Source organism: Alcanivorax sp. UBA3183, assembly GCF_002364155.1.
Taxonomy (GTDB): Bacteria; Pseudomonadota; Gammaproteobacteria; order Pseudomonadales; family Alcanivoracaceae; genus Alcanivorax; species Alcanivorax jadensis.
In genome coordinates, this window is record NZ_DEXN01000019.1 from 76279 (window position 1) to 88177 (window position 11899).

The window sequence follows — 11899 nt, forward strand, 5'->3', positions numbered from 1 at the left end:
CCGATGCGGCGCCGCCGCCAGCTCCTCATCAGAGGGCCGAGCCGCACCGATGTCCAGCCCCCGGTAGACCAACGCTGAATCCACATTGATGATGTCGATGGGCAGGGTCTGCGCCGCCTCGATGGCCAGTGCAGTTTTGCCGGAACAGGTGGGCCCCATCAGCAAAAGAACCGGCAGGGCACAGGGTGTTCTGTCGCGTCCGGCGTCCACCTACTGCCCCCGCATGAACAACCGATCCAGATCTTTCAGGCTCATCTGGGTCCAGGTGGGGCGGCCATGGTTGCACTGGCCGGAGCGCTCAGTCGCTTCCATATCGCGCAGCAGGGCATTCATTTCCGGGATGGTCAGCCGGCGGTTGGCGCGCACACTGCCGTGACAGGCCATGGTGGAGAGCAACTCATCCAGCTTCTGTTCTATCCGTTCGCTGCTGCCCTGGGCCAGCAGGTCGGACAAGACATCGCGCACCATGGCTTCGCTGTCACTGTCGCGCAGCATCGCCGGCACTTCCCGCACCACCAGGGTCTCCGGCCCTGCGCGGTCCACCATGAACCCCAGGCGGGAAAACACCTCCGGTTGCTGCTCGGCAAAATCCGCTTCCCGGGAGGACACCGCCAGCGACACCGGCACCAGCAATGGTTGGCTGCGCACCTTGTCTTCGGACCAGCTCTGTTTCAGCCGCTCGTAGGTAATGCGCTCGTGGGCGGCATGCATGTCCACCACCACCAACCCCTGCTGGTTTTCAGCGAGAATAAAGATGCCATGCAACTGCGCCACCGCATAACCCAGCGGCGGCACGGTTTCCTGTTCCGAGGCCGGCGGCATGACCGGGTTTTCAGCCACCCCGGGGCGCACCAGCGCCCCGTAGGCGTCCGCCTGCCGCTGGCCCTGTCCATAGCCGAATCCGTTGCCCGGCGGGGACGCATAGGAAGACCGACCCGCCGGGGCAGACAGGGACATGCTGGCCTGACTGGGCTCCATGGCCGGCATTACCGGCTCACCTTCGTCCACCACACTGGCGGCCATTGACTGGCCCGGGCGCACTTCGGCGATGGCCCGATGCAGAGAGCTATAAAGGAAGCCGTGCACCATACGCTGCTCGCGAAAACGCACCTCGTGCTTGGTGGGATGCACATTCACATCCACCTGGGCCGGGTCCAGCTCCAGAAACAACACATAGGCAGGATGACGACCGTGGTAGAGCACATCCGCGTAGGCCTGACGCACCGCGTGGCTGACTACCTTGTCGCGAATCACCCGGCCATTCACATAGAAATACTGCAGATCCGCCTGGGAGCGGGAAAACGTCGGCAGCCCCATCCAGCCGTGCAGACGAATGCCATCGCGTTCCACATCCACCGGAATCGCCTGCTCCATAAAGCCCTTGCCACACAGCTTGGCCACCCGCGCCGCGCGCAGGGTGTCATCCAGCCCGGCGGGCAACTGGTGGATCACCTTCTGGTTGTGGGTCAGCCGGAAAGCGGTATTGAACTCGCTGAGCGCAATGCGCCGGAACACTTCTTCCAGGTGATTGAATTCGGTTTTCTCGGTGCGCAGGAAACGACGCCGGGCCGGCGTGTTGAAGAACAGATCGCGCATGGTCACGGTGGTGCCGCGCGGATGCCCGGCCGGGGTGACCGAGGGAGCCATGTCGCGCCCTTCCACCTGCACCTGCCAGCCTTCTGCTTCGCCCTCCACGTTGCTGGCCAGGGTCAGCCGGGATACCGAACTGATTGCAGCCAGGGCCTCGCCGCGAAACCCCAGGGTGCCGATGGCTTCCAGATCGTCGAGTCCACGGATCTTGCTGGTGGCATGGCGGGACAGGGCCAGGGGCAGATCATCGCGATCAATGCCGCTACCGTTATCGCGCACCCGTACCAACTTCACACCACCCTGCTCCACATCCACGGTAATGGATTCCGACCCCGCATCCAGCGCATTTTCCAGCAGCTCTTTCAATACCGAGGCAGGACGTTCCACCACCTCACCGGCGGCGATCTGGTTGGCAAGGCGGGAATCAAGCAGCTGGATCTTTGTCACGGGCGTCTCTGTTGATGGAATTCAGGTAAAGATTACAGGTAATGCCAAAGCGATCGGACAGCCCGTTGGCAAGACGCGAGTAACGAGAAGCGAACGCCAAAACGTTTTGCTTTTCGAAACTCGCGACTCGTCACTGGCAACGTGTGTGCAATGATCGCTCCCGCACATCGTTCGCCACACAGGGGGTCTTCACGAACCGGGAATTTTCAGCACCTGGCCGACCACGATTCGATCCCCGTTCAACGCATTGGCGCTGCGGATCGCCTGTTCGGAGACGCTGTACTGACGAGCGATTTCCGAGAGTGTATCACCGGGCTGGATACGATACTGCTCGCCGTGCTCACGGCGCTGGGCCGCATACCAGCTATGCGGTGCCGGGTGATTGCGGAAATAGGCATCCACCCCGTTGACGATAGAGCGGGCCAGTTTGCTCTGATGGGCGGAGGAGCGCAGGTTGCGCTCCTCCTTCGGATTGGAAATAAAACCGGTCTCCACCAGGATCGAGACCATTTCCGGCTCCTTGAGCACCGCAAACCCGGCCTGCTCCACCCGGTCCCGGTTACCGTGCAGCTTGGTCACCTTGCCCATTTCTCCCAGCACCTGCCGACCCAGGTAAAGGCTGCCGGCCATGGAACCATTCATGCGCAGGTCCGCCAGCACGCTGAGCAAGGAGCTGTCGTCCTTTTCCTCTTCGTAGACCCCGGCCACCCGGTCGGATTCGTTGGCAATCTTGGCAAGATAGCGGGCCCGGGCGCTGGTGGCGCCACTACTGGACAGGGCAAATACGGAAGCACCGTTGGCGCGGGCATCGGTGAAGGCGTCCGCGTGGATGGAAATAAACACATCCGCCCCGTGATCTTCACGGGCGATGCGGCGACGCTCGGCGAGAGGCACATAATAATCCCCGTCACGAACCATCACCGCCCGCATACCGGCCTGATCATTAACCTGCTTTTCCACCTTCTTGGCGATCTGCAGCACCAGGGTCTTCTCGTAAACACCGCTGGGCCCGCGAGCCCCCGGATCTTCACCACCATGGCCTGCATCAATGGCCACCACCATCAATCGAGGCTCGCTGGGTGCCTCCTTTTCCTTCACCGGTTCCGGACTGGTTTTGGCAGCACTTTGTAGTTCGCTGTCGAACAGATCCACCACCAGACGCCAGCCATGGGGCTCGATGGGTTTGAGCAGATTGGTACGGGTTCGCACACCGTTTTTCATGTCGAAGACAACACGGGTCTTGTCGCTATGCTTGCCCACACGAATATTGGCAATGGGGCTGCTGGCGTAATCCAGGGTGTTGACGTCGAAACCCAGGCTGGCATCCAGCAGATCCAGCACGATGCGATCCGGGTTGGCCAGCTTGTCGAGTTTGTGATCCACCGGGGCGGGCAGATCAAACACTATGCGAGTGTGGTCCGGGGCCCGGTGCAGACGCACCGAATCAATGTTGGTCTGGGCAAACCCCAGGCTGGCCCAGAAGCCACTGAGCAGAAGCACAAACACTGCGGTAAGGTTTTTCTTATTGTCACGATGCGTCATAGGCCCAATCCAGGGTCGCCTTTCGTCCACGGCCGTTGACGGCCAGTGTAATGGTCAAATCCGGTGAAGGCACCACCCCGGCGCCCCGCTCCGGCCACTCCAGCAAGCACAAGCTGTCGGAGGAGAAATAATCCCGTACGCCTATCAACTCCAGTTCTTCCGGGTCGCCAAGACGATACAGGTCGAAGTGATAGATATGGACGCCGCCAAGCTCGTAGGGTTCCACAATAGTGTAAGTCGGGCTCTTTACCGCCCCCTCATGACCCAGGCCTCGTAGCATTCCGCGCACCAGGGTGGTCTTGCCGGCGCCCAGGTCCCCTTCCAGATAAACGCAGCCGCCACCGCTCAGACGGCGGGCCAGACGGGCCCCCAACGCCAGGGTGGCAGCTTCATCGGGCAACTCCACATGCTCAACAGTCATCTACGCTCTCGTCATTCAGCCAGACAGGTTTCATTCAGCTCGGCGCGCAAATACGGCAACAGATCCGTGGCCAGCATGCCCCGTGGACCACACCGGGCTGCACAGGCGTCAGCGGCGCGGGCGTGAATCATGGCCCCCAGCCGGGCCGCATCATAGCCTGTCAGGCCTTGGGCGCGTAAGGCGGCAATCACGCCGGTGAGCACATCGCCCATACCGCCGGAGGCCATTCCCGGGTTGCCGTCACGGATCAGGGCGCAACTGCGCTCGCCTTGCCTATCCTCGCCCTGAATCAGGGTACCGAGCCCTTTCAGCAGAACCGAGCCGCCGTAACGGGCCGTCAGGGTTTCCAGGGCAGCAAAGCGGTCCTGCTGAATATCCTTTGCAGACCCACCAAGCAGCCGCCCGGCCTCACCAGGGTGAGGGGTCAGCACCCAGTTTCCCTGACCAATGCGGTCATCGTCCGCCATTAGCGTCAATGCATCCGCATCGATCACCAGCGGCTTGCCGCTTTCCAGCGCCAGGGCCAACAGGGCACGCCCCCAGTCATCGCGACCCAGGCCCGGGCCAATGGCGATGACACTGGCCGCTTCCAGCAGGGGCGCCGCGTCACTGGCGTTTTCTACACCGCGGGCCATGATTTCCGGCTGCCGGCTGAGCGCCACTGCCACATGATCGCAACGGGTAATCAGGCTGACCTTGCCAGCCCCACAGCGGGCGGCGGCCTGGGCACTCATCACCGGCGCACCGGCAAAGCCATGGTCTCCGCCGATGACCACCACATGGCCATAGTTGCCTTTGTGGCCATCGACCCGTCTCGGCGGCAGCAAGGCATGCAGGTCGGCGGGCACCGGTACTCGGCAATCCGCCGGCACCTGGGAATAAACATCCCGGTCTACCTGCAGATCAAAAAAACACAGCTCACCGCTATGCACCGGCCCCTCACCGGTCAGCAGGCCGCGCTTGAGGCCAATAAAGGTACAGGTCAGGTCCGCCGCCAACACCGCACCCAGCGCCATGCCGGTATCGGCGCCCAGTCCGGAGGGAATATCCAGCGCCAGGCGCGGCACCGGCAAGGCATTCAGCGCGGTCAGCAAGGCAGCCATTTCATCGCGCAGAACACCGCTCAGCCCGGTGCCCAACAGACCGTCCACCAACAAGTCCACTTCCTCGGGCAGGCGATCCAGTGTCAGCGGTGTCATGGGGATGCCGGCTTCCCGGCAGCGTTCGGCCATGGCCAGGGCATCACCCTTGAGCTTTTCCGGGGGCGTGGTGAAATGGATCTGTGGTGCCAGCCCCGCGGCATGGGCAAGCCGCGCCACCACATAACCATCGCCACCATTATTGCCACCGCCACACAGTACGGCGATCTGACGTGCTTCCGGCCAACGCTCACACAACGTATCGAAAGCCGCCTGCCCGGCACGGGCCATCAGTTCGGCCCCCGGGGTGCCGGCGGCAATCGCCAGTCGGTCCAGTTCGCGGGTCTGTGCTGCGGTATAGAGAGCCTTCGGCAGTGTCGTCATGTTACCCTTTGCTCCTCATTTCCCGGCATTATATCCCCTCAAACCATGGACCTGCAGGCACTGAAAGAAAAGATCCAGCTCTGGGGGCGCGAGCTCGGCTTCCAGCAGATCGGCATTGCCGACACGGATCTGCATGCGGCAGAAGCAGAGCTGAAAGCCTGGCTGGAAAAAGGCTACCAGGGCCAGATGAACTGGATGGCCGCCCACGGCAACAAACGTTACCGTCCGGATGCGCTGGAACCCGGCACACTGCGGGTGATTTCCGCACGCATGGATTATCTGCCGCCGGATACGCAACCGGTGAAGATACTGCAACAGAAAGACAAGGCCTATGTGTCCCGCTACACCCTGGGCCGCGACTATCACAAACTGATCCGCAAGCGCCTGGCCACCCTGGCCGCTCGCATTCGTGAGGAAGTGGCCGACAGCCAGTTGGCCCGGGCCTTTGTGGACAGCGCCCCGGTGATGGAAAAGCCCCTGGCTGCCAAGGCCGGACTGGGCTGGCAGGGCAAACACACCCTGGTGCTGAACCGGGAAGCGGGCAGCTGGTTCTTTCTCGGCGAGATCTACACGGATATTCCTCTGCCGGTGGATCAGCCCGGTGAAGATCACTGCGGCAAATGCCGGGCCTGCATCACCGTCTGCCCCACCGACGCCATTGTCGCCCCCTATGAGCTGGATGCCCGGCGCTGCATTTCCTACCTGACCATCGAGCATGAAGGCAGCATCCCCGAAGACCTGCGCGAAGGCATCGGCAACCGTATCTTCGGCTGCGATGACTGCCAGCTTATGTGCCCCTGGAACCGCTTTGCCCAACACACCGGCGAAGGCGACTTTCACCCCCGCCACGGGCTGGGCGATAGCGATCTGGTGACGTTGTTTTCCTGGAGCGAGGAAGAATTTCTGGAGCGCACCGCAGGCAGCGCCATTCGCCGGGCCGGGTATCGCAAGTGGTTGAGAAATATTGCCGTGGCGCTGGGGAATGCGCCGGGATCAGAAGAGATTGTGCAGGCGCTAAGAGACAGGCGGGACTTTCCGGACGAGACAGTGCAAGAGCATGTGTGCTGGGCGCTGGAGCGACACACCCAAACATAATATCCCCTCCGCAGGAGCGGCGCTCTCTGTGCCCTGTGGGTATGAGCCGCGAATCGAGCGTAGCGAGGATCTTGGTTAGTCTTTCCCGGGACTCTTCGCGGCTCAAGCGCCGCTCATTCGGCAACAGGGAAGCCCTCTCTACCACTGATGGCACCAACAGTTTTGCGTGCCAGCATCAGCAATCAATAAAATGCTCGCGGTAGTACTGCAGCTCGGCAATGGATTCGCGGATATCGTCCAGCGCCAGATGCTTGTTGTCCTTCTTGAAGCCCGGCAGAATCTCCGGCTTCCAGCGTCGCGCCAGCTCCTTCAGCGTGGACACATCCAGGTTACGGTAGTGGAAGAAGGCTTCCAGTTCTGGCATGTAGTTGGCCAGAAAACGGCGATCCTGGCAGATGCTGTTGCCACACATGGGTGACATACCCGCCTCCACATGCTCCTTCAGGAAATCCAGTGTCTGGGCCTGGGCCTGCATCTCGCTGATGCGGCTCTCCTTTACCCTGGCCACCAGCCCGGAATTATTGTGGTGCTCGGTGTTCCACTCATCCATGCCATCCAGCAGGGCATCACTCTGATGCACCGCCAGCACCGGCCCTTCGGCCAGCGGGTTCAACTGGGCATCGGTGACAATGGTGGCGATTTCGATGATGCGATCGTTGGCCGGGCTCAGGCCGGTCATTTCCAGATCGATCCAGATCAGATTGTTGCGCTTGTCAGTCATGGGCATTCCGTATCATGGCTTTATGCCGACATGGTAGCATGCGGCCACCAATCAACCGGAATACCTCGTGGCCAAACGCAAGCTCAACCGACGCCAACAGTGGCGTATTGAAAAAATCCAGGCGGAAAAACGCGATCGGGCACAGCGACGCAACGCGGAGCTGGAGACCCTGGTGGCGGACGACCTCGGCGACGAGCAGACCGGCACCATCACCGCCCACTTCGGCCAGCAGGTGGGCGTGGAAAGTGCCGATGGCGAATCCATGCGCTGTCACTTCCGCGCCACCCTGGAACAACTGGTGGTGGGCGACCGGGTCATCTGGCAGCCGCCGAAAAGCGAAGGCCTGGGCGTGGTGGAGGCCATCGAGCCACGGCATACGGTACTGAAACGGCCGGACATGTACGGCAACCTGAAACCGGTGGCCGCCAATGTGGAGCAGATGCTGGTGGTGTTTGCTCCCTTGCCGACGCCTTCCAGCGCCCTGCTGGACCGTTATCTGGTGGCGGCAGAACTGTCTGACATTCCCGCCACCCTGGTGCTCAACAAGGCTGACCTGATCGATGAGGAATTGCGCCCCTTTATTGACGACATGAAGGCGCTTTACCAACGGCTCGGTTACCCGGTGCTGGAAGTCAGCGCCCATGACAGCCTAGGCCTGGCGCCGTTACAGGAGGCCCTGGTCGGCAAGACCAGCGTGTTCGTGGGGCAATCCGGGGTGGGCAAATCCTCCCTGGTCAATGCGGTGCTGCCAGAGGCTGACCTGCAAGTGGGCGACCTGTCCGCCAGCTCCGGCCTGGGCCAGCACACCACGGTCACCGCACGGCTATTTCACCTGCCCACTGGTGGCGAGCTGATCGACTCCCCCGGTATCCGCGAGTTCGGCCTCTGGCATATCAGCGAAGATGAGCTGCTGCACGGTTACCGGGAATTGTCCGACCTGGCCGGCCACTGCAAATTCCGCAACTGCTCCCACCGCAACGAGCCCGGCTGCGCCCTGATCATGGCGGCGGAAAGCGGCGAGATCAGCGAAGAACGGCTGGCCAACTTCTACCAGATTGCCGACACCCTGGATGAGGACGGGCGGGAGAGATACTCCTGACGGCAATGGATAATTGATAGTTGATAATTGATAATGGGGCTCGCTAACGGGCAGAGTCTCTCGTTATCCATTTTCAATTATCCATTATCAATTGCCTTTTATGCTTCCTCTGCTGCTCGAACCTGCCGACCTCGCCAAGCACCTGGGCGATGACAAGCTGCTCATCATTGATCTGAGCAAGCCCACCATTTATGTCCAGGCCCATGTGCCCGGGGCGATTCATCTGGATTTCAGACGCCTGCAGACTGGCGCCCAGCCGGCACCGGGCATGCTGCCGGATGACGACACCCTCGGTGACCTGTTTTCCGGATTGGGGCTGACGCCGGATACCCATGTGATCGCCTATGACGACGAAGGCGGCGGCTGGGCCGGGCGACTGTTGTGGACCCTGGATGCCATTGGCCACAAGCATTACAGCTATCTGAACGGCGGCATTCATGCCTGGCTGGCAGAGGGGCACCCCACCAGTAGCGAATCCACTGAACCCACCCCCAGCGACTACGAAGTGGGCGAACATGATCCGCTGACCGAGGTGAACCTGGATTACCTGCTGGCCCATTATCAGGATCCCGGGGTGGCAATCTGGGATTCCCGCTCGGAAGAAGAATATTCCGGCGTGCGCGCTTTTGCCCAGAAGCCCGGCCATATTCCCGGCGCTGTCCACTACGAGTGGACCGACCCCATGGACAAGCAGAACAACCTGCGTTTGCGTCCCCTGGATGACATTCGTGCGGAGCTGGAGGCCCGCGGCATCACGCCCGACAAGGAAGTGATCTGCCATTGCCAGACCCACCATCGCTCCAGTTTTTCCTGGCTGGTGGGCAAGATCCTGGGCTACCCCATGCTCCGAGGCTACGCCGGTTCCTGGGCAGAATGGGGCAACCACCCCGACACCCCGGCGGAAAAATCCGAATAACCCACGTTAAGGACTTCTCTTGAATAACTGGCGCGACAAGCTCTTCGTTACCCTGCAATACCTGATTCCCCAGCATGCCTTGTCCCGGCTGGTGGGCATGCTGGCGCGTAGCGAAGTGCCGTGGATCAAGACCACTTTCATCAACATCTTCATGAAGCGCTTTGGCATCGACCTGTCGGAAGCCCAGATCGAAGACCCGGACCAGTTCGAGACTTTCAACGCCTTCTTTACCCGAGCACTGAAAGCGGACGCCCGGCCACTGGAGGCAGCGGACGCCACCGACATCGCCTGCCCGGCGGACGGAGCGGTGAGCCAGCTGGGTGCCATTCGCGCCAATCAGGTGTTCCAGGCCAAGGGCCACGACTACTCCCTGTACGATCTGCTCGGCGGCGACAGCGCCCTGGCCAGCGAATTCACCAATGGCCAGTTCGCCACCATCTATCTGTCTCCCCGGGACTATCACCGCGTGCACATGCCGGTCACCGGCACCCTGCGCGAAACCCGCTATGTGCCCGGCGACCTGTTTTCCGTGAACGAGGCCACCGCCAACGGCGTACCCAACCTGTTCGCCCGCAACGAGCGACTGGTGTGCATCTTTGACACCGAGCACGGCCCGGCGGCGGTGATTCTGGTGGGGGCCATGATTGTGGCCGGCATCGAAACCGTGTTCAGCGGTCAGGTGACGCCCCTGCCGAAACAGGTGGTTACCACCGACTACCAGCGCACCGCCCCCATTACCCTGGAGAAAGGCGACGAACTGGGCCGTTTCCTGCTTGGCTCCACCGTGGTGCTATTGTTCCCGGAAGGCAAAGCGAATTTCGAAGCCGACCTGAAAGCCGGCAGCCTGGTGCGGGTGAAAGGCAAGCTGGGACAGTACAGCGAACACACCCCGGCCTGATTCCGAATAACGGGCCGATGCCATCGGCCCGTTGCCCCACCTGAAGCCGAAACATTTTCGCTTTTCTCGTCTACTCCATATCCTCCCATCATTCAATGACCCGGATTGACCGGGTGTCCCGCCTGACATCAGGCCCGGTCCGCAGAGCAACTGCAGATTGCCGCATCTTCCCTACAATGGCCGCCCAACGAATTGATCGCCGGTGTAACCATGATCACTGACACCCTGCAACAGGCTCTCCACAACACCACTCGCCCCTGGCTACAGCGCCTGGATAACGGCCGCGCCCGGCTGTTTCAGGCGGACGCCCTGAGCCAGGCCGAACAAACGCCCCACGAGACCCTGTTCGACGACGGCCTGGTGAAGCTGCGCTATTACCCGCCGCTGCAGGAGAACGCCATCCCCCTCACGGACGGCACGGTGATGCCCGTAAATCGGGGCGCCCAACGTACACCGCTGGTACTGGTGGCGCCGTTGGCGGTGAACATGCTGATCTATGACCTGTTCCCCCAGCGCAGTCTGGTGCGCTATCTGCGCGCCCGCGGCTTCGAGCTGTACATGGTGGACTGGGGTCGTCCCGGCAAGTACCACAACCATCTGAGTCTGAGCAGCTATTTTTCCGACTACCTGCCCAAACTGCTGGTGCAAGTGCGTCAGCACAGCGGCAAGCAGCAGCTGAGCCTGCACGGCTGGAGCTTCGGCGGCCTGTTCAGTCTCTGCTATAGCGCGCTGGGCGAAGACCCGGACGTGAAGAACCTGGTACTGGTAGGCGCCCCCACGGATTATCACCGTAACGGCGCCCTGGGTGCCCAGTACCGCCGTTTCAGCCGCCGGGCCAAATGGATCCGTCGCACCACCGGCCTGCGCATCCATGATGTGCCGGCGGGACTGCTGCGCTCTCCCGGCTGGGTCAATAGTCTGGCCTTCAAACTCACCAACCCGGTAGGCAGCCTGCAGGGCTACTGGAATCTGGTGAAGAACCTGCACGACCGGGACTTCGTCTCCGCCCATGCCACCAACGGCGCCTTTCTGGACGACATGGTGGCCTACCCGGGCGGCGTAATTCAGGACATCATCCGTTACCTGTGGACCGACAATGTGGTGGCCCACGGTCAGCTCCCCATGGAGGGAACCGAAGGTCACCTGAATCAGGTCACGGCCAATGTGCTGAACATCACCGGCGCCAACGACCCTATCGTGACGCCGGAATGCAGCCAGGCCATGGAGCCGCTGATCCGCAGCAAGGACAAGACCTTCATCACCATTGAAGGCGGACACATGGGAATCCTTGGCAGCGCCGCGGCACAGAAACAGAGCTGGGCACGAATTGCCGACTGGCTGATTGAGCGGGATTGAAAGCAGCGGCTAGCTACCAGCTTCTAGACGGGCTCGTCCGTGCCAACCGAATTGTGCCGTCGCGAACAGCCAGGATGCAGGAGCGTCGCTGATGGCGCGATCCAAGCCCTGGCAAGGATTTGAGAATTCAATGTAGGAGCACCGCTTGAGGTGCGAACCGAGCGTAGCGAGGGGGCAGAGGCAAAGCTCTGTCCGCCGTTCTTTCTGGAAGCTGTCGAGTGCTGAAATGCCTGATTGCTCTATGGGCGATTTCCGCGCAAGCGCGGTTCGCGGCTCAAGCGCCGCTCCTAC

11 protein-coding genes are annotated in these 11899 nt (G+C 61.6%); 5 read left to right on the forward strand and 6 right to left on the reverse strand.

All coding sequences use genetic code 11. The features are described from left to right. From B3Q33_RS08670 to B3Q33_RS08690, 5 genes are all read right to left on the reverse strand, one after another. Positions 1-159: isopentenyl transferase family protein (locus B3Q33_RS08670; protein ID WP_286827489.1), on the reverse strand; the 159-nt coding region annotated here is incomplete at its 3' end. A gap of 51 nt (positions 160-210) precedes the next feature. Continuing rightward, positions 211-2037 (reverse strand): DNA mismatch repair endonuclease MutL, encoded by a 1827-nt coding sequence (gene mutL / locus B3Q33_RS08675; protein ID WP_273009863.1) that lies wholly within the window; start codon positions 2035-2037, stop codon positions 211-213. 189 nt (positions 2038-2226) lie between these two features. Beyond that, a complete protein-coding gene (locus tag B3Q33_RS08680; protein ID WP_273009864.1) occupies positions 2227-3579 on the reverse strand; it encodes an N-acetylmuramoyl-L-alanine amidase in 1353 nt (450 codons plus the stop codon). Further along, positions 3566-4000: a tRNA (adenosine(37)-N6)-threonylcarbamoyltransferase complex ATPase subunit type 1 TsaE gene (tsaE, locus tag B3Q33_RS08685; protein ID WP_035245051.1), complete on the reverse strand. Its 435-nt coding sequence runs from the start codon at positions 3998-4000 to the stop codon at positions 3566-3568. Before tsaE ends, B3Q33_RS08680 begins: the two co-directional genes overlap by 14 nt. 11 nt (positions 4001-4011) lie before the next feature. After that, a complete protein-coding gene (locus B3Q33_RS08690) occupies positions 4012-5523 on the reverse strand; it encodes an NAD(P)H-hydrate dehydratase (RefSeq protein ID WP_273009866.1) in 1512 nt (503 codons plus the stop codon). Positions 5524-5568: 45 nt separating this feature from the next. On the opposite strand from B3Q33_RS08690, the gene queG reads away from it, so the two are divergent. Then, on the forward strand, positions 5569-6618 hold the full coding sequence (queG, locus tag B3Q33_RS08695; RefSeq protein ID WP_273009868.1) for a tRNA epoxyqueuosine(34) reductase QueG: 1050 nt from the start codon (positions 5569-5571) through the stop codon (positions 6616-6618). A gap of 175 nt (positions 6619-6793) precedes the next feature. Here queG and orn read toward each other — a convergent pair whose 3' ends face one another. Next, a complete protein-coding gene (gene orn / locus B3Q33_RS08700; protein ID WP_272963255.1) occupies positions 6794-7339 on the reverse strand; it encodes an oligoribonuclease in 546 nt (181 codons plus the stop codon). A gap of 67 nt (positions 7340-7406) precedes the next feature. Between orn and rsgA the strand changes: the two genes are divergently transcribed. The 4 genes from rsgA to B3Q33_RS08720 all read left to right on the forward strand — a co-directional run bounded on the left by rsgA (position 7407) and on the right by B3Q33_RS08720 (position 11608). Continuing rightward, complete coding sequence (rsgA, locus tag B3Q33_RS08705) at positions 7407-8438, forward strand: small ribosomal subunit biogenesis GTPase RsgA (protein WP_035245056.1); 1032 nt, start codon at positions 7407-7409, stop codon at positions 8436-8438. A gap of 100 nt (positions 8439-8538) precedes the next feature. Continuing rightward, positions 8539-9354 (forward strand): sulfurtransferase, encoded by an 816-nt coding sequence (locus B3Q33_RS08710; RefSeq protein ID WP_035245058.1) that lies wholly within the window; start codon positions 8539-8541, stop codon positions 9352-9354. Positions 9355-9373: 19 nt separating this feature from the next. Then, positions 9374-10252, forward strand: a complete 879-nt coding sequence (gene asd / locus B3Q33_RS08715; protein ID WP_273009870.1) for an archaetidylserine decarboxylase — start codon at positions 9374-9376, stop codon at positions 10250-10252. A 210-nt stretch (positions 10253-10462) separates the two neighbouring features. Next, positions 10463-11608: an alpha/beta fold hydrolase gene (locus B3Q33_RS08720; protein ID WP_273009872.1), complete on the forward strand. Its 1146-nt coding sequence runs from the start codon at positions 10463-10465 to the stop codon at positions 11606-11608. Positions 11609-11899: the final 291 nt, after the last annotated feature.

What these genes read in the sequence shown, in the direction of transcription:
- B3Q33_RS08680 (WP_273009864.1), bottom strand. Translation starts at nt 3,579, where the DNA reads ATGACGCATCGTGACAATAAGAAAAACCTTACCGCAGTGTTTGTGCTT.
- tsaE (WP_035245051.1), bottom strand. Translation starts at nt 4,000, where the DNA reads ATGACTGTTGAGCATGTGGAGTTGCCCGATGAAGCTGCCACCCTGGCG.
- B3Q33_RS08690 (WP_273009866.1), bottom strand. Translation starts at nt 5,523, where the DNA reads ATGACGACACTGCCGAAGGCTCTCTATACCGCAGCACAGACCCGCGAA.
- queG (WP_273009868.1), top strand. Translation starts at nt 5,569, where the DNA reads ATGGACCTGCAGGCACTGAAAGAAAAGATCCAGCTCTGGGGGCGCGAG.
- orn (WP_272963255.1), bottom strand. Translation starts at nt 7,339, where the DNA reads ATGACTGACAAGCGCAACAATCTGATCTGGATCGATCTGGAAATGACC.
- B3Q33_RS08710 (WP_035245058.1), top strand. Translation starts at nt 8,539, where the DNA reads ATGCTTCCTCTGCTGCTCGAACCTGCCGACCTCGCCAAGCACCTGGGC.
- B3Q33_RS08720 (WP_273009872.1), top strand. Translation starts at nt 10,463, where the DNA reads ATGATCACTGACACCCTGCAACAGGCTCTCCACAACACCACTCGCCCC.